Annotated in this window: 22 protein-coding genes; 9 read left to right on the plus strand and 13 right to left on the minus strand. The window is 68.1% G+C overall.

Annotated features, from left to right (window positions below):
• Positions 1–38 precede the first annotated feature (38 nt).
• The 3 genes from A5663_RS03380 to A5663_RS03390 are packed head-to-tail and all read right to left on the minus strand — an operon-like array spanning position 39 to position 4,092.
• Entirely contained in the window at positions 39–1,886 is a 1,848-nt protein-coding gene (locus A5663_RS03380; protein ID WP_068143881.1) for an NAD(P)/FAD-dependent oxidoreductase, read from the minus strand.
• Complete coding sequence (locus A5663_RS03385; RefSeq protein ID WP_068143884.1) at positions 1,886–3,247, minus strand: SRPBCC family protein; 1,362 nt, start codon at positions 3,245–3,247, stop codon at positions 1,886–1,888. Before A5663_RS03385 ends, A5663_RS03380 begins: the two co-directional genes overlap by 1 nt.
• Complete coding sequence (locus A5663_RS03390) at positions 3,247–4,092, minus strand: SDR family NAD(P)-dependent oxidoreductase (RefSeq protein WP_068143886.1); 846 nt, start codon at positions 4,090–4,092, stop codon at positions 3,247–3,249. The genes A5663_RS03385 and A5663_RS03390 overlap by 1 nt, the downstream gene beginning before the upstream one ends.
• Positions 4,093–4,230: 138 nt before the next feature.
• Here A5663_RS03390 and A5663_RS03395 point away from each other — a divergent pair, with 138 nt between their 5' ends.
• From A5663_RS03395 to A5663_RS03415, 5 genes are read left to right on the plus strand one after another with little or no spacing between them, the layout of a single operon-like run.
• On the plus strand, positions 4,231–5,841 hold the full coding sequence (locus tag A5663_RS03395; RefSeq protein ID WP_068143887.1) for an SMP-30/gluconolactonase/LRE family protein: 1,611 nt from the start codon (positions 4,231–4,233) through the stop codon (positions 5,839–5,841).
• Positions 5,838–6,572, plus strand: a complete 735-nt coding sequence (locus A5663_RS03400) for a GntR family transcriptional regulator (protein ID WP_068143889.1) — start codon at positions 5,838–5,840, stop codon at positions 6,570–6,572. The genes A5663_RS03395 and A5663_RS03400 overlap by 4 nt, the downstream gene beginning before the upstream one ends.
• A gap of 3 nt (positions 6,573–6,575) precedes the next feature.
• On the plus strand, positions 6,576–8,126 hold the full coding sequence (locus A5663_RS03405; protein ID WP_068143891.1) for an AMP-binding protein: 1,551 nt from the start codon (positions 6,576–6,578) through the stop codon (positions 8,124–8,126).
• On the plus strand, positions 8,117–8,893 hold the full coding sequence (locus tag A5663_RS03410) for an SDR family NAD(P)-dependent oxidoreductase (protein WP_068143893.1): 777 nt from the start codon (positions 8,117–8,119) through the stop codon (positions 8,891–8,893). Before A5663_RS03405 ends, A5663_RS03410 begins: the two co-directional genes overlap by 10 nt.
• The gene (locus A5663_RS03415) at positions 8,890–10,350 is read left to right on the plus strand and encodes a long-chain fatty acid--CoA ligase (RefSeq protein ID WP_068143924.1); all 1,461 of its coding nucleotides are present in this window, start codon (positions 8,890–8,892) and stop codon (positions 10,348–10,350) included. Before A5663_RS03410 ends, A5663_RS03415 begins: the two co-directional genes overlap by 4 nt.
• 15 nt (positions 10,351–10,365) lie before the next feature.
• On the opposite strand, the gene A5663_RS03420 is transcribed toward A5663_RS03415, so the two are convergent.
• From A5663_RS03420 to A5663_RS03450, 8 genes are all read right to left on the minus strand, one after another.
• Entirely contained in the window at positions 10,366–10,764 is a 399-nt protein-coding gene (locus tag A5663_RS03420) for a type II toxin-antitoxin system VapC family toxin (protein ID WP_068143895.1), read from the minus strand.
• Between the two features lie 20 nt (positions 10,765–10,784).
• Entirely contained in the window at positions 10,785–11,021 is a 237-nt protein-coding gene (locus A5663_RS22455) for a type II toxin-antitoxin system Phd/YefM family antitoxin (protein WP_082973911.1), read from the minus strand.
• Positions 11,022–11,115: 94 nt separating this feature from the next.
• A complete protein-coding gene (locus tag A5663_RS03425) occupies positions 11,116–11,556 on the minus strand; it encodes an SRPBCC family protein (RefSeq protein ID WP_068143897.1) in 441 nt (146 codons plus the stop codon).
• Entirely contained in the window at positions 11,557–11,742 is a 186-nt protein-coding gene (locus tag A5663_RS03430; RefSeq protein WP_068143899.1) for an antitoxin, read from the minus strand. It lies immediately after the preceding gene.
• A 10-nt stretch (positions 11,743–11,752) separates the two neighbouring features.
• Positions 11,753–14,125, minus strand: a complete 2,373-nt coding sequence (locus tag A5663_RS03435; RefSeq protein WP_197503278.1) for a cation-translocating P-type ATPase — start codon at positions 14,123–14,125, stop codon at positions 11,753–11,755.
• 14 nt (positions 14,126–14,139) lie between these two features.
• Complete coding sequence (locus tag A5663_RS03440) at positions 14,140–15,732, minus strand: serine hydrolase (protein ID WP_068143903.1); 1,593 nt, start codon at positions 15,730–15,732, stop codon at positions 14,140–14,142.
• Between the two features lie 18 nt (positions 15,733–15,750).
• Positions 15,751–16,869: an MBL fold metallo-hydrolase gene (locus tag A5663_RS03445; protein WP_068143905.1), complete on the minus strand. Its 1,119-nt coding sequence runs from the start codon at positions 16,867–16,869 to the stop codon at positions 15,751–15,753.
• On the minus strand, positions 16,869–17,603 hold the full coding sequence (locus tag A5663_RS03450; RefSeq protein WP_068143907.1) for an enoyl-CoA hydratase: 735 nt from the start codon (positions 17,601–17,603) through the stop codon (positions 16,869–16,871). Before A5663_RS03450 ends, A5663_RS03445 begins: the two co-directional genes overlap by 1 nt.
• Before the next feature lie 169 nt (positions 17,604–17,772).
• Here A5663_RS03450 and A5663_RS03455 point away from each other — a divergent pair, with 169 nt between their 5' ends.
• A complete protein-coding gene (locus A5663_RS03455) occupies positions 17,773–19,242 on the plus strand; it encodes a carboxyl transferase domain-containing protein (RefSeq protein ID WP_068143909.1) in 1,470 nt (489 codons plus the stop codon).
• Between the two features lies 1 nt (position 19,243).
• On the opposite strand, the gene A5663_RS03460 is transcribed toward A5663_RS03455, so the two are convergent.
• Positions 19,244–19,489, minus strand: coding sequence for a hypothetical protein (locus A5663_RS03460; protein ID WP_068143911.1), 246 nt, complete (start codon positions 19,487–19,489; stop codon positions 19,244–19,246).
• Positions 19,490–19,600: 111 nt separating this feature from the next.
• Here A5663_RS03460 and A5663_RS03465 point away from each other — a divergent pair, with 111 nt between their 5' ends.
• On the plus strand, positions 19,601–20,704 hold the full coding sequence (locus A5663_RS03465; RefSeq protein ID WP_068143914.1) for an epoxide hydrolase family protein: 1,104 nt from the start codon (positions 19,601–19,603) through the stop codon (positions 20,702–20,704).
• A complete protein-coding gene (locus A5663_RS03470) occupies positions 20,705–22,084 on the plus strand; it encodes an NAD(P)-binding protein (RefSeq protein WP_068143916.1) in 1,380 nt (459 codons plus the stop codon).
• Between the two features lie 39 nt (positions 22,085–22,123).
• On the opposite strand, the gene A5663_RS23240 is transcribed toward A5663_RS03470, so the two are convergent.
• Positions 22,124–22,330, minus strand: a complete 207-nt coding sequence (locus tag A5663_RS23240; RefSeq protein WP_068143918.1) for a hypothetical protein — start codon at positions 22,328–22,330, stop codon at positions 22,124–22,126.
• Positions 22,331–22,343: 13 nt separating this feature from the next.
• On the opposite strand from A5663_RS23240, the gene A5663_RS23245 reads away from it, so the two are divergent.
• Positions 22,344–22,533 (plus strand): ATP-binding cassette domain-containing protein (locus A5663_RS23245; RefSeq protein WP_369816585.1); only part of this gene is annotated, 190 nt, incomplete at its 3' end.

Below are 22,533 nucleotides of genomic sequence, written 5' to 3' on the forward strand. Positions count from 1 at the left end.
AACTGTGCACGGGGCGTGCACTCGGCGGGAGGAAGGGATCACGTCCTCAACTCCAGGCCATCGAGATCGCCCTTGTCGCGCCACTGTTCGAGCAGATCTCCGAACGCGTAGAAGCCCGGCCCGTAGGGCTCGCCGAGATGCGAGCGGATGCCCTCCCCGCCGCCACCGCCCTCGTTGTTGTAGTAGCCCGGCGTGCAGGACGCGTCGAAAGCCGAGTTGTCGATCGCGGATTCGCGGATGGTCTGGCACCACTGCTCCTGGGCTTCCGGCGTCGGCTCGACGACCGTCGCCCCCCGCTTGAGCGCCTCGGCGATGATGTAGGCGATGTGCTCGCCCTGCAGTTCGTAGTTGGCCGCGATGTTGGCCGAGATGCCGACCTGGGTGAAGCCGGTGAAGAACTGGTTGGGAAAGCCGCGGCTGGTCATCCCGTGCAGGGTCTTGTAGCCGTCGCGCCAGTAATCGTAGAGCGACACGCCGTCGCGGCCGTCGATCGCGTCGATCGAGTAGCGCCTGCTGATCTCGGTCGTGATCTCGAAACCGCTGGCGTAGATGATGCAGTCGACCTCGTATTCCTTGCCGCCTGCGATCAGCCCTTTCTCGGTGATCCGTTCGACGCCTTGGGAATCGGACACGTCGACCAACGTGACGTTGTCCCGGTTGAACGTCGGCAGGTACTCGTCGTTGGACAGCGGCCGCTTGCACAGGAAGCGGTAGTAGGGCTTGAGCGCCTCTGCGGTGTCGGAGTCCTCGACGATCTCGGCGATGCGGCGGCGCAGCCGCTCCATGATCTTGTAGTCCTCTTCTTCACGGATCGCCATGAACTGTTCGGGTGTCAGCGAGGCCGGGTCCTCCAGCGCCAGCACCCGAGCCGCAGTGTTGCGGCCGAGCTCGGTCCAGAAGTCGCACACCAGATCCGGCTGCCCGAGCGCCATGCCCTCGAACGTCCAGGAGTGGAAGTTGCGCTGCCGTTCGGCCTGCCAGCCGGGCTGCAGCGTCTTGACCCATTCCGGGTCGGTGGGCGCGTTGTTACGCACGTCGATCGACGACGGGGTGCGTTGGAAAACGAACAGGTGCTTGGCGTCTCGGGCCAGGAACGGCACGACCTGGATGCTGGTGGCGCCGGTGCCGACGATCGCGACGCGCTTGTCGGCGAGCTTGTGCATGCCGCCGGTGGCGTCACCGCCGGTGTAGTCGTAGTCCCATCGCGACGAGTGGAAGCTGTGCCCCGTGAAGTCCTTCATTCCCGGGATGCCGGGCAGCTTCGGCCGGTGGAACGGCCCCGACGCCAGTACGACGAACCGGGCGCGGATGTCGTCACCCCGGTTCGTCGCAATGCGCCAGCGCTTGATCTCGTCGTCCCAGCGCATCTCGCGAACCTGGGTGGAGAAGATCGCCGAGTCGTACAGACCGAAGTGCTTGCCGATGCGCCGGCAGTGCTCGTAGATCTCCTGACCGTCGGCGAACTTCTTGCTCGGAATGTAGTCCAGCTCTTCGAGAAGCGGCACGTAACAATAGGACTCGTTGTCGCACTGGATGCCCGGATAGCGGTTCCAGTACCACACACCGCCGAAGTCGCCGCCCAGTTCGATGATGCGGACGTCCTCGACGCCGGCCTTCTTCAGCTGGGCCGCCGAGAGCAGTCCGCCGAAGCCGCCGCCGAGCACCGCGACGTCGATGTCCTCGGTGATCGGGTCACGCGGTGCGACCGGGGTGTACGGGTCGACCTCGTAGTAGCCGGCGAAGTCGTCGGACAACTCGACGTACTGCTTGGAGCCCTCGGGGCGCAGGCGCTTGGCCCGCTCCTGGGCGTACTTCTCGCGCAGCGCGTCGATGTCGATGTCGCTGGGCGTGTCCGTCGGCCCGCATGTGTGGTCAAGTGCCGTCATCAAAGCTCCTGGGGTTCGCCGGTGCCCATGTACTTGGACAGTTGATAGTGCAGGTTCACGGTGCTGCGTTCGCGGTACGGGTTCGGTTTGGTGCCCGGAAATCCGAGTGACTTCATGCCCTGCTGGACCGCGGCCATGTTCGAGAAGTCCTGGGGCAGCACCGACAGCCAGTTCGGGCTTTCCTTCGGCGTGTACTGCCATTCGGTCAGCGGCGCTTGGTCTTTCGGGTACAGCTCGTAGGTCGCGACCTCGAAGATGCACTTGTTCGGGTCGTAGCTCGGATGCGGCCTGGCGCTGTAGCACAGCGCGCTGGTCAGCCCCTGGCCGATCTGGAAGTTCGGGAAGATCTGCCACGCGGTGCCGCTCTGGCCGAGGATGTCGGACGGAATCGTCGGCCAGACCACGCCGCGGGCTTCGTCGTCGCGGCGCGCCGAGGCCAGCCAGTGCTGCAGCACCTCGTCGGCGGGAGTGCCCTCGGGCAGTTCGTCCACCAGCCGCTTGGCGGCGTTCACCAGCGTCTGGGTGGTGGTGGCGTTCGTCTCTTCCATTGTGTAGACCTGCATCTCGGCGGTGGAGATGCGCGGATCGCCGATGCCCAGGCGGATCTTCGACTTCGTCTCGTCCAGACCCTTGGGCGCGTCGTAGCCGATGTTGCTGTGCCGCCCTTGCGCTTTCGCCCAGCCCTTGAACTCGCCGAACTTGTTGAACTCCGGATGCGTGGTGAAGACGTGGTAGGTCTCGTTGAACGCCTCCATCGCGACTTTCCAGTTGCAGTCGAAATACAGCCACTTGCGCCACTTGTAGCGCATGTTCTCCAGTCCGAACGGGTCGAGGATCTTGGCGGCCGGGAACAGGAAGTCGGCCAGCGGCTCGCAGTCGGGGTCCATGTTGACGAACAGCCAACCGCCCCAGGTGTCGACCTGAACCGGGACGAGGTGGGTGTTCTGCGGCGTGAGCGCACCCTTCCAGTCGTCCTGTTCGCGGATGTGCGTACAGGCACCGTCCAAACCGTATGTCCAGCCGTGGAATCCGCAGACGAACGACTTGCGTGCCCGCCCGACGGCGTTCTTCGCACCGTCGGGGGTGTCGACGAGGCGCCGGCCGCGGTGCATGCACACGTTGTGATGTGCCGCAAACTCGTCAGGACCGGTTCGTACGACGATGATCGAGTCGTCGAGGATGTCGTAGGTCAGATAGCTGCCGACCTCCGGCAGCTCCTCGACGCGGCCGACCTGCTGCCACACCTTGCGCCACAGCTTGTCCCGTTCGGCGCGGGCGTAGGTCTCGGAGATGTAGGCCTCGACGCCAACGGTGACCGGTTCCGAGAGTTCCTCGGTCACCGCAGGTTCGGTATCGGTCATCACATCTCCTTGATCGCGGTGCGAAAGGTCTCGTCCTTGAGGAACAGCGAGGTGTTGTCGGCGCCGAGGTGCGTCCACTTCAAATTCAGGCCGCCGTCGACGAGAAGCGTCTGCCCGGTGATGTAGCTCGACAGATCGGACAGCAGGAACAGAATCGCCCCGGCCTGCTCCTCGGGCGTGCCGCGCCGTCCCATCGCGATCGCGGTTCGGTCGCGGTCGGGATCTTCGTCGACGTAGGTGCGCGACGCGGCCGTCTCGGTGACCCCGGGCGCCACCGCGTTGACCCGGATGTTGTCCTGTGCCAGTTCGACCGCCATGGTGCGCGTCATCGCGGCGACCGCCGCCTTCGCGGTTCCGTACGCGATGTGAAACGGTGCGGTGTTCATCCCGCTGATCGACGAGACCGACACGATCGATCCCGGCAGGCCCTGTGCGCGCAGTTCCCGGGCCACGGCCTGGCTCATGAAGAACGCGGTCTCCAGGTTCGCCGTGAACAGGGCCCGCCAGTCGTCGCGCGTCACCCGCGTGGCGGGCATCCACGTCGCCGGCGCGGCCCCGCCGGCGATGTTCACCAGGCCATGGAGGTCGCCGTCGGCGTGCCGGACGTGTTCGATCACGGTCGCGATGCCGTCGTCGGTGGACGCGTCGGCGGCCACGGCGACGACTGGCAGCCCCCGGTCGGCCAGCGGTGCGACGTGTTCGTCGAGATTGGCCTTCGACCGGCTCACGGCGACGACGGTGGCCCCGGCCTCCGCGGCCATCCGGGTCACCGTGGTGCCGATGCCGCCGCCACCCGCGCCAGAAACGACGACGATGCGGCCGGCCAGGCTCAGAAGGTCACCCATACCATTTGTCCGGACAACGAATGCTGCTCTCCATGTTGCAGAACACTATTGCGCAGGGGGAATCAGCTCGTCAAGGGCAGGGCGCGTCCTTATAGTCCCTATTGTCTGGACCAGTGAGCCTTGATAACGTGCCAGCTCATGACGCAGTCTGCGACGGGGTCCCTGCCAAGCCGCTATCCGGTGTCGGAGCCGGCGCTCGCCGAGGGCTGGCGGCTGGAGAGGCTCACCGCGCCAAGTCGGCTGTTCGGCGCCAACGGTCTGCGCACGGGCGCCGATGGGCGCATCTACGTCGCCCAGGTGACGGGCAGCCAGATCAGCGCGCTCGACCTCGGAACCGGTGAGTTGCACACCGTCAGCGCCAAGGGCGGCGACATCGTGGCGCCCGACGACGTCGCCTTCGATTCCGGCGGCAACCTGTACGCGACCGAGGTGATGGACGGGCGGGTCAGCGTCCGCGACGCCGGGGGCGGCACCCGGGTGCTGCGCGACGACCTGCCGTGCGCGAACGGCATCACCGTGCACCAGGACCGGCTGTTCGTCAACGAGTGCCGCGACGGCGGACGGTTGATGGAGCTCGATCGCGGCAGCGGTGCGGAACGCGTTCTGCTGGAGGGTCTTCCGTCGCCGAATGCGATGGAGGTCGGTCCCGACGGATTGCTCTACTACCCGCTGATGACGGCGAACGAGATCTGGCGTATCGACCCCGACCCAGACAAGCACGGTGAACCGCAGCGGGTCGCCACCGACCTCGGCGTGCCCGACGCGGTGAAGTTCGACGCAGCGGGCTTCCTGGTGTCCACCCAGGTGGCGACCGGTCAGGTGCTGCGCATCGATCCGCGCAGCGGCGAGAAAACCGTTCTGGCCCAGCTCAACCCGGGGCTCGACAACCTCACGTTCGCCGACGGGCGGCTCTTCGTCTCGAACTTCACCGGTGAGATCACCGAGATACTCGGCGGCGGCGAGACGCGCGCACTGCTTGCCGGCGGCCTGAACTGGCCGTTGGATCTCGCGGTGAGCGACGGCGAACTCTACGTCGCCGACGGTACCTACTTCTACCGCGCCGGCGGCGACGGGTCGCTGCAGACGGTCGGGATGCTCTTCTCCCCCGGCTATCCCGGCTTCCTGCGCGGCCTGGCGCCTGCGGGCACTGGCGAGTTCGTGGTCACCACCTCGGGCGGGCAGGTCGCGCGCTATCGTCCCGGCGCCGGTGAAACCGACTACCTGGCAGACGGCTTCGACCAGCTCTACGGAGTTGCCATCGGCCCTGATGAGCAGATCGTGTTCGCCGAACTGGGGACCGGCCGGGTGCATTCGTTGCGCTCAGGCGCCGCCGAGGTGCTCGCCGCGGGCCTGCAGGAGCCGGTCGGCGTCGCGTTCGACGCCGCCGGGCGCCCCTTGGTCGCCGAGTCGGGGGCCGGGCGGGTGGTCGCGGTGGGCGGTACGACGGAGACGGTGGTCGACGGTCTGCAGCGACCGCAGGGCATCGCGGTCGCCGGCAACCAGCTTTACGTCGTCGACGCCGGCGCCAAGGAAGTCCTCGCGATCGACCTGAACACCGGCGCTCGCACGACGATCGCGTCGCGCCTACCGGTCGGCCCGCCTCCGGGTGTGGAGCCCAAGCCGCTGCGGGGAATGCCGCCGTTCTCCGGGCCGCAGGGCCCGTTCGCGGGTATCGCCGTCGCCGCCGACGGCACCCTCTACGTGTCGGCCGACGGTGAGGGCAGCGTGCTGGCGCTGCGGCGCACATGACGACCAGCACCGACCATCGCTACCTGCAGGTGGCGCGCACGCTGCGCAAGGAGATCGTCGACGGCATCTACCCGGTGGGCTCGCAGCTGCCCACCGAACAGCAGCTGTGCGAACGGTTCGCGGTCAGCAGGTACACCATTCGCGAGGCGCTGCGACGGCTGCGCGAGGACAACCTCGTCGCGTCGCGACCCCGCGCCGGGACGCTGGTGGTTCCGCGCGCCGCGTCGAACTCCTATGCCCAGGACGTGGTTTCGATCAACGACCTGCTCGCGTTCGCGGCAGGCGCGCAGTTGACGATCGAATCGAACGCGATGGTCACCGTCGACGACGAACTGGCCGCCCGCACCGGGCTTGCCGCCGGATCGCAATGGCTGGCGGTGCGTGGGCGGCGGCAGCCCGACGGCAGCGAAGCACCGGTCTGCACGACGGAGTACTACATCAACCGCGCGTTCGCAGCGGTCGGGCGCCTCCTGCAGCGGCACTCCGGCCCGATCTTTCCCTTGATCGAGGATCTGTTCGGTGTGAGCATCGTCGAAGTGCATCAGGAGATGGCGGCCGTGACGGTCACGGCGGAACTCGCCGACGCGCTCAAGGTCAACCCCGGCAGCGCGGCGCTCGAGATGCGCAGGACCTACACCACTTCCGACGGCGAGGTCGCGCAGGTCACGATCAACACGCACCCGTCGTCGCGGTACCGGCACTCGATGACGATGCGCCGGATCAAAGGCTGACCGGTGCGGGTCGACGAGAAGCGCAGCGCCGACGCCTACCGGCGCGGGCTGTGGGTGCACGAGACGCTGGCCGACTCGCTACGTGACACCGCCGCGTCCACTCCGGATCGAATCCTGTTGGTGGACGGCGACATCCGGCTGACCTGCGCTCAGCTACACGACCAGGCGGTGACGCTGGCGCAGACCCTGATGTCACGGATGCCGGCGGGCAGCGTGGTGTCGTTCATGCTGCCGAACTGGCACGAGGCGGCGGTCGTCTACCTCGGTGCGACGTTGGCGGGCATGGTGGTCAACCCGATTCTCCCCTCGCTGCGGGAACGCGAACTCTCGTTCATCCTGGCCGACGCGGACTGCCGGGCGATCTTCGTGCCGTCGAGGTGGCGGGACCACGACTACGTCGCGATGCTCGGCCGGGTGACTGCCGCAATGGGCGGTCCGCCGGAGGTGGTCGTGGTTCGCGGCGATGCCGGCGAGCACACCCCGTACGGATCGCTGCTGTGCGATCAGGGCACCGCCGTGTTGCCGGTGCTCGACGCCGACACCGTGCGAATGATCCTCTACACCTCGGGTACCACGGGGCGCCCGAAAGGCGTGCTGCACAGCCACAATTCGATACATGCGCTGATCCGGCAGATCGGCGCGCAGTGGCGGGTCGCCGATGGTGACACCTTCCTGGTGCCCTCACCGATCGCGCACATCGGCGGGTCGATCTACGCGTTCGAGTGTCCGCTGCTGCTGGGCAGCACCGCCGTGCTGATGGAACGCTGGGACCCCGACGCCGCCGTCGAGTTGATGCTCACCGAGCGCGTCACCCACATGGCCGGGGCGACGCCGTTCCTCGACGGCCTGCTCGCGGCTGCTCAACGGGCCGGCACCCGGCTACCCGACCTGAAGGTGTTCATCTGCGGGGGGGCGTCCGTACCACCGTCGCTGATCCGCACCGCCACCGCCTATTTCGAGGGCGCTGCGGTATCGCGCGTCTACGGGTCGACCGAGGTGCCCGTCACCACCGTCGGCGCGCTGGACGACGCGGACCATGCGGCCGACACCGATGGCAGGCCGGGCATCGCCGACGTGCGGCTGGTCGACGGCGAGATCCGCGCACGCGGCCCGCAGATGCTCGTCGGCTACCTGCACCCCGACGACGAGACCGCAGCATTCGACGCCGAGGGCTACTTCCGCACCGGCGATCTCGGCCGCTGGGTGGACGACGGCTATCTCGTCGTCACCGGCCGGGCCAAGGACATCATCATCCGCAACGGCGAGAACATCTCACCCAAGGAGGTCGAGGACGTCCTCATCGGCCATCCGGGTATCGCCGAGATTGCGATCGTCGGGCTGCCCGACGAACGCACGGGTGAGCGGGCCTGCGCCGTCGTCGTGGCAGGCGACCAGCCTCCGCCGGACGTGGCGGCCATGCGCGCGCTGCTGGCCGACCACGGCGTCGCGCGGTTCAAAGCGCCCGAGCAGGTGGAGGTTTGGGACGCGTTGCCGAAGAACGACGCCGGGAAGGTATTGAAGCATGCGATTCGAGCGGAGCTGACATGCAGGTAGCGATCGTGACGGGCGCGAGCAGCGGTATCGGGTTCGGTTGTGCGACAAAGCTCGCCGAGGCGGGGATGGCGGTGCTCGGCACCGGTCGTGACGAGTCGCGGCTCGCCGCTCTTGCGGATGCGGTCGGCGATCCAGAACGCGTCGCGACGGTCGCCGTCGACCTGACCGCCGACGACGCGCCGCAGCGGATCGTGCAGGCGGCGCTGGACCGGTGGGGCCGCATCGACTTTCTGGTCAACAATGCGGGCGTCGGCAGCCCTAAGCCGTTGCACGAGACCGACGACGAATCGCTGGACTACTTCCTGGGTCTGATGTTGCGCGCGCCGTTCCGGTTGGCGCGCGACGTGATTGTGCACATGCAACCGGGTTCGGCGATAGTCAACGTGACTTCGACGTTCGCGGTGGTCGGCGGTCTGCGCGGCGGGGCATACTCGGCGGCCAAGGGTGGCTTGACGTCGCTCACGGCGCACATCGCGTGTCAGTATGGGCCGCAGGGCATTCGGTGCAACGCGGTCGCGCCGGGCGTCACGCTGACCCCGATGGTCGCGACGCGCCTGGAAGACGAGCGCTTCCGCAAGATCAACACCGAAATGACGCCGTATCCGCGCCTCGGTGAGGTCGATGACATCGCCAGCACCGTGGCGTTCCTCTGTTCGGACGGCGCCGGTTTCATCAACGGGCAGACAATCGTGGTCGACGGCGGATGGAGCTCGACGAAGTACCTGTCGGAGTTCGCGCTGAACTCCGAGTGGGTGGCACGGCAGTGAACCTGTTCGCGCTGCTCGACCAGGCGGCCAGCCGATTCGGTGACCGAGGGGCGGTGTATCACGGTGATCGGCAACTGCATACGTGGGTGCAGCTGCGCGAGCGGTCCCTGCGGTTGGCCGCCTCGCTCGGCGAGCCCGGCACCCGGATAGCCGTCGCGAGCGAGAACCGGCCGGAGATCATCGAGCTAATGTTCGCGGTGTGGGCGGCCGAGTGCGTCTACGTGCCGATCAACTACAAGCTGCATCCCCGCGAGATGGTGCAGATCCTCGAGGATTCGGGCGGCGCGCAGGTGTTCACGTCACCGAAGATCGCGTCGGAACTCGAACCGGAAACCACCGTGCCGATCGACGTCATCGGCTCCGACAGTTACGAAAGCCGGTTGGCCGCAGCGGCTCTGACGCCACCATCGACCGACCCCGCGAAGCTGGCATGGTTGTTCTACACCAGCGGGACCACCGGGAAGTCGAAGGGCGCGATGTTGTCACACCGCAACCTGATGGCGATGACCGTCTCGCACCTGGCCGACTTCGACTCCCCCGACGAAGACTGCAGCCTGGTGCACGGGGCGCCGATGTCACACGGCTCGGGGCTGTACATCCCGCCCTACGTGCTGCGTGCGGCGCGTCAGGTGATTCCGGAGTCCGGGGCGTTCGAACCCGACGAGTTCCTGGATCTGTGCGAGCATCATCCGGGCTGCAGCGCGTTCCTGGCGCCGACCATGGTGCAGCGCCTGGTGCAGACCGGGCGATCCTGTCCGGCCAACCTGCGCACGGTCGTCTACGGTGGCGGGCCCATGTACGTCGAGAGCCTGAAGAAGGCGATGGCCGCGTTCGGCCCGATCTTCGTGCAGCTGTACGGCCAGGGGGAAGCGCCGATGACAATCACCGGCCTGCGCCGGCGCGACCACCTCGACGCCGACGATGCGGTGCTCGGATCCGTCGGTTATGCGCGCTCCGGCGTGGACGTGGCGGTGCTGCGGGCGGACGGAACACCGGCGACGACCGGTGAGATCGGCGAAATCGTCTGCCGCGGAGACGTTGTCATGTCCGGCTATTGGAACAACCCCGAGGCGACGGCCGCCACGCTGCAGGACGGCTGGCTACGCACCGGCGACATGGGATCGTTCGACGACCGCGGATTCCTCACCCTGCGCGACCGGTCCAAGGACGTGGTGATCAGCGGCGGCAGCAACATCTATCCACGCGAGGTCGAGGAAGTCCTGCTCGAGCATCCCGGCGTAACCGAGGCCGGCGTCGTCGGCGCGCCCGACGAGGAGTGGGGCGAGGTGGTGGTGGCGTTCATCGTCGGTGACGTGTCGGCCGTTGAGTTGGACGCCCATCTGCTCGAGCGCATCGCGCGGTTCAAGCGGCCGAAGCGCTATGAGTTCATCGACGAGCTGCCGAAGAACAGCTACGGCAAGGTGCTCAAACGCGAACTGCGGGCGCGACTTTCCTAACGCGGCGTTGTGCCGTTATCGGCGATGTGGGTGGGTGACTGCGTGAAGCTCCAACCGTGGGATTCCTGCGAAGTCGTCGGGATTGCAGGTGTATAGCGGCACCGCGCGCGCGATTGCGCTCGCTGCGATAAGCGCGTCGTAGGCGCGGGCCGCCGGCTTGCGACCCGATGCGCGCAGCGCCGCAGCGACCCCGCCAAAAGCCCGCGCGCACTCACCATCGAATGGAACAACGCTGAAGTCCGCCTCCGCCTGCTGCAAGTGCTGCTGGCGGGCGCTGCGCTCAGCATCGTCATGCGCGACATGCGGACCTACGGATAGTTCGGCCAGTGTTATCGCGCTTATCATCGACTCGTCGGGAAGCTCTGTTGCATCGGCTATTTCACCCAGCAGAATCACCGTGGAGGTGTCGAGCATCCCCCGGCGTGGTGCTGTTGTCACAGCGACTGATCGATCAGGTTGTCAATGTCGCGCCTGAGGGCGTCCGGGTTCACCCGCGGAAAATTCCTGCGGCGACGAATGAGTTCAGTCGGGCTCACACTGGGGCGGGGTAAGGGCCGGAGTTCGGCCACAGGTGTGCCGTCACGTGTCACCACGATCGATTCCCCACGCTCCACGCGACGCAGCACTTCTCCTCCGCTGTTGCGCAGATCCCGGACCGTCACCGCTTCCATGACGACAGTGTATCACCGGTGAGACGGGCGCCGGAGCGCGTTATTTCGGGCCGCCGATTCCCTTCGCGGGACCGCGTGGTCGAACCACAGCAGGTCAAGCCGCCGGCGCGAACACGCTCTTGAACCGGTTCAGCGACTCGCGGATGTCGCCCTTGAGCGCGCCCGCCACCACCATGCCGATCGGGCCGAACAGCGCGGGACCGCCCAGGTGCACGTCGAACGTGACCGTCGACCCGTCACCCGACGGCTTGACCTTGCCGATCAACTTCACCTTGACACCGCCCACACCGTCGCCGTTGAGCGTCATGGCTTCCGGCGGGCGGTAGTGGACGATGGTCCACCTGATCCGGTTCGGCATACCCTTGACCTCGACGATGGACCCGAGCGTCGTGCCCTTCTCCAAGGTCTGCGGTAGCTTCGAGCGCCACACGCGGTGGATGCTCAGCCACTCCTTGTAGCGCCCGAGGTCCGACGCGGCCGCCCAAGCCTGCTCCGGCGACAGTGGGACGTCGACGGATACGGAGAGTTTGGCCATCTACCGCGGGTTCTGCGGATTGCTCTTGTCGACGGCCTGCTTGGCGGCTTCCTGCACCTTGTCGACATGCTGGGCGTACTTGCCCTGCGTCTTCTTGTCGACGAGATCACCGGCCTTGTCGATCGCGGTGTCCACCTTGTCGGCGTTGCGGGCCACCAGATTCTTCACCTTGTCGAGAAATGCCATGCGCCCAACCTTACTCGGCGCGCCACAGCCGGCGGTGCTCTCCCAGCACCGCTCCCTGCGCCCACCAGAACACCTCGATTGCTGCGGCGCCCGCCACCCCGATGGCCAGTGCGATCGACGTCGTCTTGAGGTTCGAGATGTCGAGCATGAAAACCCGCTGCGCCAGCGGGATCGAGAAGATCACCACATACGCCAGACCCGAAACGGCGACCAGCGCCACCCGCCACCACTGGTAGGGCCGCGCGACGACCGCGAGCACCCAGATCGCCCCGACCAGCAGCGTGATCAATGCCGCCGTCGACGCCTGCGTCTGCTCGGTCGCCGTGGCCTGCCGCCCCTGGTAGGCGACCAGGTACGACGCGAACGTCGCAATGCCCACGACCAGGCCCGACGGCAACGCAGCAGTCATCACCCGCCGCACGAACCCCGCGTGCGCGCGCTCGTTGTTCGGCGCCAGCGACAGGATGAACGCGGGAATGCCGATCGTGAACCACGCCGCGATCGTGACGTGGATGGGCTGAAACGGGAACAGCAGGGGGTCGGTGCCGAAGAACCTCGACGCCAGCCCGGCGAGGCCGACGAACACCGCGAGCAGCACCGAGTACACGGTCTTGGTGAGAAACAGGTTCGAGACCCGTTCGATGTTGCCGATCACCCGTCGGCCTTCGCCGACGACGTACGGCAGCGTGGCGAACCTGTTGTCCAGCAACACAATCTGAGCCACTGCACGCGACGCCGAGCTGCCTGATCCCATCGCGACGCCGATGTCGGCGTCCTTGAGTGCAAGGACGTCGTTGACGCCGTCGCCGGTCATCGCGACGGTATGGCCGCGCGTCTGCAGGGCGTGCACCATCGCCCGCTTCTGATCAGGGCGCACCCGGCCGAACGTCGTGTACACCTCGAGCGTGTCGGCCAGGTCTTCGGGCGCGTCCGGAAGCCGACGGGCGTCCATCGTCTCGCCGGCCAACCCGAGCGAGCCGGCCACCGCCCCGACCGAGACGGCGTTGTCGCCGGAGATCACCTTGATCGAAACCCGCTGCGAAGCAAAGTAATCCAGGGTGTCGCGGGCATCCGGGCGCACGCGCTGCTCCAGCACCACCAGCGCCGCCGGGGTGACGTCACCAGGTGCGTGCGGGTCGTCAACGGAAAGGTCGGTGACGCCGAGCAGCAGCACGCGCAGCCCCGAAGCGCCGATCTGCTCGGCTTGTTCGGCGACCTCCGAACCCGGTTCGAGCAGGACGTCGGGCGCGCCGATCACCCAGTTGCCGTGCTCGGCATAGGAGGCGCCGCTCCACTTGGTGGCCGACTTGAACGGTGCCACCGCTGTCGCGGTCCAGCCGGGCGGCATCTTGTACGCCTCGGCGACGGCCTGCATGCTCGCGTTGGGCCGGGCGTCGTCGGCCGCCAACTGGGCGAGGATGTTTCCGACGTCGTTCTCGTCGAGCCGCTTGATATCCGACACCCGCATTCCGTTCTCGGTGAGGGTGCCGGTCTTGTCCGCACAGACGACGTCGACGCGGGCCAGTCCTTCGATCGCCGGCAGCTCGTTGACCAGACACTGCCTGCGGCCCAACCGGATCACGCCCACCGCGAACGCGATCGACGTCATCAACACCAGGCCTTCGGGCACCATCGGCACCAGCGCACCCACCATTCGCAGCACCGACTCGCGCCAGCCGGCACCGGTGGTGAACAGCTGCGTGTAGATGATCAGGAGGCCCGCCGGGACCAGCAGGTAGGTGATGAACTGCAGGATCTTGTTGATGCCGCTGCGCAGTTCGGAGTTCACCAACGTGAACTTGCTGGCCTCGTCGGCGAGCTTGGCCGCGTAGGCCTCCCGGCCGACCTTGGTCGCGCGGTAGGCGCCGGTGCCGGCGACGACGAAGCTGCCCGACATCACAGCGTCGCCAGGGCCTTTCGCGATCGGGTCGGCTTCGCCGGTGAGCAGCGACTCGTCGACCTCGAGGTGGGCCTGCTCGACGACTTCACCGTCGACGACGATCTGATCGCCGGGCCCGAGCTCGATGATGTCGTCGAGCACGACCTCGCGGGGCAGCACGGCGCGGGTGCCGGATCGCCTGCGCACCAGCGGTTTCGCCTGCCCGACGATCGCGAGCTCGTCGAGCGTCTTCTTGGCCCGCAACTCCTGGATGATGCCGATTCCGCTGTTGGCGATGATCAGCAAGCCGAAGGCGCCGTTGATCACCGAACCGGTGGACAGCACGATGACCAACAGCACACCCAGGATCGCGTTGATCCGGGTGAACACGTTCGCCCGCACGATGTCGGACACGCTGCGCGCCGCGCGGGTCGGCACGTCGTTGGTCTTGCCCTCGGCGATGCGCTGCGCGACTTCGGCGTCGCTCAGCCCGGCAGCCTGCATCTCGCGGGTGGTGGTCACTTGACGAACGTGCCCTTCTTGAACGTGTCGTAGTACTCCAGGGTCAGCTTGTCGCCGTCGAACTTCGCCGTGGAAGTCGTTCCCGGCGGGGCGTTTTCGCTGACGAACGAGAACGTGAAGGTGTCGCCGGACCAGTGGTCCAGCGGCACGTCGAGCTTGGAGCCGAGTCCCAGCCTCAGCTTGCCGTCGCGCTCGGTGACTGTGGCCGGCCCCCAGTAGTCGTTGCGGTAGACCCCGACGTATCTCGACGGCGGTGCAGCAGGCGCGGCGTTGGCGGGCGGTTTCTTGCCGACCAGCGAACCCACGGGTTTGGCCATCTCGGCGAAGATCCCGCTGTACAGCTTGTACCAGTCCTCGCGCACCTCACCGAACTGCACGAGGTCGGCGAACTGGGCGGTCAACGACTCGGCGACCCCGGCGGGCGTGGCGTTGGTGAGCGCGATGATCGCGACGTCGGCCGATGGCAGGATGACGAAATTCGTTCCCGCGCCGAGCTCGAACGCGCCGGAATGGCTGATCTCGGTGCGCGCCGCCGACGTCGACCCCACGTTGAAGCCGAAGCCGTAGAAACCCGACCGCATCGCGGGCTCGGTCGCGCGACTCGACACGATCTGCGGGGTGACCGCCGGCAGCAGCGCCTTCGCGTCGACGATCTGCTTGCCGTCGTGCTTGCCGTCGGCCAACATCATCGCCAGCCAGCGGGTCATGTCGTTGACCGACGAACTCGCGCCGCCCGCAGGCGATTCCGCGTCGGCGTCCCGAACATAGGTGGGTTCGTAGCGGCCGTCGACGTGGATGTGGCCGACGGCACGGTTGGCCCTGGCCTGATAGTCGGTGAAGCGGTAACTCGTCGCGGCCATGCCGAGCGGCCGGAACAGCACCTCGTCGGCGAGCAGCTCCCACGGCTTTGCCGCGTTCGCCGCGACCGCCTCCGCACCGGCGGTGAACCCGAAGTTGGTGTAGGCGTACGAGATTCGGAACGGATCCAACGGAAGCTGGCGGAGCCGCTCGAGCACCTGCCTGCGGTCGAAGCCGAGGTCCTCGAGCATGTCACCGGCGTGGTCGGGCAGGCCGGAGCGGTGCGACATCATGTCGCCGATGCTGACCATCGGCGTGACGACCGGGTTCGACAGCGCGAACCACGGCAGTTCGGAGACGATCGGGGTGTCCCAGTCGACGGCGTTCGTTCCGACCTGGTGGGCGACCACCGTCGACGCCAGCGACTTGGACACCGACGCGAGCTGAAACACGGTGTCGGCGTCGACCCGGTTCTGCTGATCGGCGTGCGCTGCGACGTTCTTGACACCGAAACCCTTGGCGTACAACGTCTTCCCGCCATGCACCACCGCGACCGCCATGCCGGGTATCCCCGACTTCTTCATCAGGTCCTCGGCCATGCCGTCAAGCTTCGCCACGGCGTTGTCCACCGCGTTCTCGGGCAGCGGCATGGCGGGCACCAGCGGCGGCGGGACATCGGCCTGCGCGGCCGGCGGCGTGGGTTCAGCGGGCTGCGCGGGCTGTGCGGTCTCGGCGCCGCAACCCGCGACCAGCAGCAACCCCAGCGCAGCCACCTTGGCCAGTGCGTTCATGAGGTGAACGGTAACGCCTCAGAGCCGCCACCACGGGTCGACAAGCGGTGCCGCGTCCGGGTTGACCCGCTGCCCCGGCTTGGGCACCGCCACCTGGACATGTTCCGCGTCGGCGGCGCGCAGCAGCCGCTCCACGGGTTCCGCCCACGGGTGCGGGGCGAGCCGGAAAGTCGCCCAGTGCACGGCCACCAGCAGGCCGCGATCGGCCTCGGCGACGTCGAGATGGGCCCGCACCGCTTCCTCGGGGTTCATGTGGATGTCCGGCCACGCGGGGTGGTAGGCGCCGACCGGCAGCAGCGTCAGGTCGAACGGTCCGTGCTCCTCGCCGACCTGCGCGAAACTCTTGGTGTAGCCGGTGTCGCCGCCGAAGAACGCCCGGTGCTTCGGCCCCAGGATCACCCACGAGGCCCACAGCGTGGTGTTGCGGGAGAACAGCCGGCCGGAGAAGTGCCGCGCCGGCGTGCACACCAGGGTGAGATCGCCGATGGTGTGGCTCTCGTTCCAGTCGAGTTCGACGATCCGGCTCTCCGGTATGCCCCACTTGCGCAGGTGTGCGCCGATGCCGAGCGGCACCACGAACGGCGCGCGTTGCGTGCGGGCCAGCCCGATGACCGTCTCCATGTCCAGGTGGTCGTAGTGGTCGTGGCTGATCACCACGGCGTCGACGGCGGCCAGCGCCTCGAGCGGGGCGGGCACCTCGTGCATGCGTTCGGGCCCGACGGTCTGCGACGGCGAGCAGCGGCGGCTCCACACCGGATCGGCCAGCACCCGGTAGCCGTCGACCTCGACGAGCGCAGACGAGTGGCCGAACCAGCACGTCGACAGCCGCGTCGAGGCGGGTTCGGTGGCCGACGGGGTGACGACCGGGATCGGGCCGCCCGGCTTCGTGTCGCCGCGGGAACCGATCAGCTCGCGCACCAGCAGCCGCTGCTGCTCGTGGTCGATGCTGAGCGTCGACGCCGGTTCGAGGTTGACGAACACGCCGTCGCGGTAGTTCGGCGAGCGCCGGGCGGCGAGTTCGATCTCTGCGGGCGAGGCGCCCAGCGCCGCGGGGGCGCCCCGCAGCGCGCGCAGCACCCAACCGCCGGCCAGCAGAGAGGCGGTGCCGAAGCCGATGCGCAGCGCTCCGCGGATCATCAGGCGCCCTGGAACCTCGGCGGGCGCTTCTCGATGCGCGCGACCTGCGCCTCGACGATGTCCTGGCTGGCCCACGCCTTGTCGAACAGTTCCTGGTGCTCCGGCCACGGGTCCTCGTAGGCGCCGTCGTCGTTGAGCACCCGCTTGGCGTGCTGCAGCGCAAGCGGCGCGAACCCGGCGATCTCGGCGGCCCACGCCTGGGCGTCGGCGAGCGTGCCGATGCGGTTGGCCATGCCGGTCTGCATCGCGTCGTCGGCGGTGAGCCGCTGGGCGGCCAGCAGCATGCCGCGGGCCCGGCCCGCACCGACCAGCGACGTCAGCCGCCGGATGCTCCAGTTGTCAAGCGCGAGACCATATTTCGCGACGGGGAACTGGAAGTAGGCGTCGGCAGCGACGACGCGCAGGTCGCAGATCATCGCAAGGATGACGCCGGCTCCGATCGCGGGCCCGTTGATCGCGCCGATGACCGGCACGGGCGCCTTGTCGATGGCGATGTTCAGATTCTTGGCCTTCTCGGGCAGTTGCTCGGCCAGGCCCGAGGGGTCGGAGAGGTCGGCGCCCGCGCTGAACACGTGGCCGGCGCCGGTGAGCACGATCGCCCGGACGTCTTCGGCGGCGGCCCTCTCGACAGCATCCCTGAGCGCGTCGACCAGCTCGACGTTCAGCGCATTGCGCCGCTCGGAGCGTTGCATCTCCAGGGTCATCACGTGGCCCTCGCGGGTGACACCAATCATGGGGGCAAGCCTAGCGAGCCTCGTTGGACGCACGCGCCCGCCGATACGCTGCCACCGCTCTCGAAACCGACGCAATGGTCGATTCGACGGCCGGAAACCAGCCAAAACGTCGGTCTCGGGCGCCAAATCGATCGAGGCGTGTCGGTGCCGGCAGGGCTAGCCTTCGGGGGTGAGCCGGATCGGTGCCCTTGCGCTGCGCGACGCCGTGCTGGACGACGGGTCGTTCCGCAGCTGGGACGGCCCGCCGCTGGATGTCGGCGCCGGTGAGCGCTACCGGCGCGAGTTGGCCGCGGCGACCGCAAGAACCGGCCTGGACGAGTCGGTGCTGACCGGTGAGGGCACCGTGTTCGGTCGGCGTGTCGCGCTGGTGCTGTGCGAGTTCGACTTCCTCGCGGGTTCGATCGGGGTCGCGGCGGCCGAGCGGATCACCGCGGCCGTGCGACGCGCGACGGCCGAGGGGCTGCCATTGCTGGCATCGCCCAGTTCGGGTGGTACGCGGATGCAGGAGGGCACCGTCGCGTTCCTGCAGATGGTGAAGATCGCCGCGGCGGTCGAACTGCACAAGCGCGCGCACCTGCCGTATCTGGTGTATCTGCGGCATCCCACCACCGGCGGGGTGTTCGCGTCCTGGGGATCGTTGGGGCATGTGACCGCCGCCGAACCGGGTGCGCTGATCGGGTTCCTCGGCCCCCGGGTCTACGAGCACCTCTACGGCGAGCCGTTTCCCGACGGCATCCAGACCGCCGAGAACCTGCACCGGCACGGCGTCATCGACGGCGTCGTCCCGCTCGAGGCGCTGCGCGCGACGCTGGACCGCACGTTGACCGTCGTCGCGGATCCGCCGGGGCCGCCGCCACCGACACCGGAGCTGGGCAACCTGCCGGATGTGCCGGCATGGGACTCGGTGGAGGCGTCGCGGCGGCCGGACCGCCCGGGCGTCGGCTATCTGCTGCGACACGGGACGACCGATCGGGTGCTGCTGTCGGGAACGGGCCAGGGCGAGGCTGCGACGACGCTGCTGGCGCTGGCCCGGTTCGGCGGTCAGCCGGCGGTGGTGCTGGGCCAGCAGCGGGTGGTGGGCGGCATGGTCGGACCGGCAGCGCTGCGCGAGGCGCGGCGAGGCATGGCGTTGGCGCAGAGCCTGCAACTGCCGCTGGTGCTGGTGATCGACACGGCCGGTCCGGCGTTGACCGTCGAGGCCGAACAGGGCGGCCTGGCCGGTGAGATCGCGCGTTGTCTGGCCGAACTGGTCACGCTGGACACTCCGACGGTGTCGGTGCTGCTGGGCCAGGGCAGCGGCGGGCCGGCGCTGGCGATGGTGCCGGCCGACCGGGTGCTGGCCGCGCTGCACGGCTGGCTGGCTCCGCTGCCGCCCGAGGGTGCCAGCGCGATCGTGTTCCGGGATCTCGACCATGCCGCGGAACTCGCTGCGGCTCAAGGCATTCGGTCGGCGGACCTGCTGCGTGACGGCATCGTCGACGTCGTCGTACCCGAACTACCCGACGCCGCCGACGAACCGGCGCAGTTCACGCAGCGACTGTCGGCCGTGATCGCCGGCGAACTGCACTCGCTGCAGTCGGTTCCCGCCGATGACCGGCTGTCGGCCCGGCTGCGCCGCTACCGCCAGATCGGCCTGTGAGTCAGCCGCCCAGCTCGGAGACCGCGGTGTCCAGCTGGGCAGCCTGCTCGTCGACCTCGCGCTCGGACGGGCTCTCACCGATGCGCCGCACCAGGTCGTCGCGCGACACCACCTCGAGGGCACCGCGGTAGTCCGCCGACGCGAGCTTGCCCGCGCCGATCACCTCGGCGCGGCCTTCGATCACGACCAGCACCGCATCCTTCTCGTCGGACCGCAGCAGCCCGCGCACATCATCGGCGGAGATCATGACTCCCGTCCTGTCTGTTTCTGCAGCGCTCACTCATGCCCTAGCTATGCCCGCTGATCGACCGGTCTATGCGAGTGAGGGCGCAGTCGGATCCCGTGGCAGGATCCCGACATGGCAGCGATCCGCCCCTTCCGAATCGCGGTGCCCGACGCCGACCTCACCGACCTGCAGGACCGGCTGCACCGGACGCGCTGGCCCGAAGCGGAATGCGTCGACGACTGGAGCCAGGGCATCCCGCTGGCCTACACCCGCGAACTGGCCGAATACTGGGCCGACGAGTACGACTGGCGGGCCCGCGAACAGGCGCTGAACCGGTTCGACCAGTTCGTCACCGAGATCGACGGACTCGACATCCACTTCATCCACCAGCGCTCGTCGCAGCCCGACGCGTTTCCCATCCTGATCACCCACGGTTGGCCAGGTTCGGTCGTCGAGTTCGGCAAGGTCATCGAGCCGTTGACCGAGCGCGGGTTCGACGTGGTGTGCCCGTCGCTGCCGGGATACGGGTTCTCGGGCAAGCCGACGCGGACCGGGTGGGGTGTCGAGCGGATCGCCGCGGCGTGGCACACGCTGATGGGCCGGCTCGGCTACGACCGCTACGGCGCGCAGGGCGGGGACTGGGGCGCCGCGGTGACGACGCAGATCGGCCGCGATGAGGGCACGTGCGTGGGCATTCACCTCAACATGCCGATGGGCCGTCCGCCCAAGGGCGTCACCGAGTTCAGCGCCGAGGAACTGGCCGCGATCGAACGCCTCGAGTACTACCGCAAGCTGGATTCGGGCTACATGAAACAGCAGTCGACGCGGCCGCAGACGCTGGGATACGGCCTGGTCGATTCGCCGGCCGGGCAGTTGGCCTGGATCGTCGAGAAGTTCTGGTCCTGGACGGACTGCGACGGGCACCCGGAGAACGTCCTGCATCGCGACGAGATGCTGGACAACGTGATGCTCTACTGGGTGACCGCGTCGGCGGCCTCGTCGGCGCGGCTGTACTGGGAGAGCTTTTCCACCTTCGGCGGCGGCGACGCGGTGCGCCTGCCCACCGGCATCGCGTCGTTTCCCAAGGAGATCCTGCGCGCACCGCGAAGCTGGTGCGAGGACCACTACAACATCACCCACTGGACGACGATGCCGCGCGGCGGACACTTCGCAGCCTTCGAACAACCGGAGCTCTTCGTCGACGACGTCACAGCGTTCTTCGCTAGCGTGCGATAGATGAGGACTCTGCAGGCCGACTATCTGGTGGTCGGTGCGGGCGCGATGGGGCTGGCGTTCACCGACACGCTGGTCGCCGAGACCGACGCCACCGTGGTGATGGTCGACCGCAACGACCGGCCGGGCGGGCACTGGACCACCGCGTACCCGTTCGTGCGGCTGCACCAGCCGTCGGCGTACTACGGCGTGAACTCGCGCGGCCTAGGCAGCGACACCATCGACCACGCGGGGCTCAACGCCGGCTTCTACGAGCTGGCCAGCGGCGCCGAGGTGTGCGCGTACTTCGACGCCGTCATGCGCCAGCAGCTCCTGCCCAGCGGGCAAGTGACTTACCTGCCGATGAGCGAATACCTGGGCGAGGGCCGGATTCGCACGCTCGGCGGCGAGGACATCGCGGTGACCGCGCGCCGCGTCGTCACCAGCCACGTCGAGATCATCGTGCCGTCGATGCGCAAGCCGTCCTACTCCGTCGCGCCCGGCGTGGAGTGCGTGCCGCCCAACAACCTGCCGCTGATCCGCGAGCCGCGCGACCGCTACGTCATCGTCGGGGCGGGCAAGACCGCGATGGACTCGTGCCTGTGGCTGTTGCGGCACGGCATCGACGCGGCACGGCTGACGTGGATCAAGCCCCGCGAATCGTGGGTGCTGGACCGGGCGGCGATCCAGCCCGGCCGCAAGTTCGCCGGCACGGTGCTCACCGACGTCGCCAACCAGATCGCCGCGGTGAATGAGGCGTCGTCGCTTCCCGAACTGTTCGAGCTGCTCGAGGACAAGGGCTGCCTGATGCGCATCGACCAGTCCGTCGAACCGACGATGTTCCGGTGCGCGATTCTGTCGCAGACCGAGCTGACCGAGTTGCGGCGCATCACCGACGTCGTGCGCATGGGCCATGTGCGGGCGCTGGACCCGGGGCGGGTGACGCTCGACGACGGCGTGCTCGACGTCGACGGTTCCGTGCTCTACATCGACTGCAGCGCAGACGGTTTGGCGCATCGCGAACCGACGACCGTCTTCGACGGCCAGCACATCTCGTTGCAGACGGTGCGCACCTGCCAGCCGGCGCTCAGCGCGTCGCTCATCGCGCACGTCGAGGGCGCCTATCCCGACGACGAGACGCGAAACGCGTACTGCGGTCCGGTGCCCTATCCCCGCGAGCCGATCGACTGGCTGCGAATGATGTACTCGTTCAATAAGAATCAGCTGCAGTGGTTCTCCGATCCCGACATGATGGCCTGGATGGACGCCGCCCGGCTCAACGTGCTGCACCATGTGGCGTCGGCGGTGAGCGAGCGGGCCCGCGAGCGGATCATCTCGGTGCTGACGTCGACGTTGCCCACGACCAACGAGAAGCTGGAAACGCTGTTGGCCTCAGCCGGCTAGCTTCAGCCGTCCCGCCGCCGGCGTCACCGGGCGCGGCGCTCAGGCCAGCGACTCGACCCACGCGCGGTGCAATGCGGCGTAGCGGCCGCCGTCGCGCGCGATGAGCTCGGCGGGCGTGCCGTCCTCGACGATGCGGCCGTGTTCGAGCACCAGCACCCGGTCGGCGATCCGCACCGTCGAGAGCCGGTGCGCGATCACCAGCGCCGTGCGGTCGGCGAGCACCGTCTCCAACGCGCGCTGGACCATCCGCTCGCTCGGGATGTCGAGCGACGACGTCGCCAAGCGGGGCGGCCGGCTGTCGGCGGGCCAGCGCCAGCTCGTCGCGTTCGCGCGGGCGTTCCTCGCCGACCCCGCGGTGCTGATCCTCGACGAGGCGACGTCGTCGCTCGACATCCCGAGCGAGCGGATGGTCCAGCGCGCGTTGGAGACGGTGCTCGCCGACCGCACGG

Source organism: Mycobacterium sp. E740 (assembly GCF_001672895.1).
Classification (GTDB): Bacteria; Actinomycetota; Actinomycetes; order Mycobacteriales; family Mycobacteriaceae; genus Mycobacterium.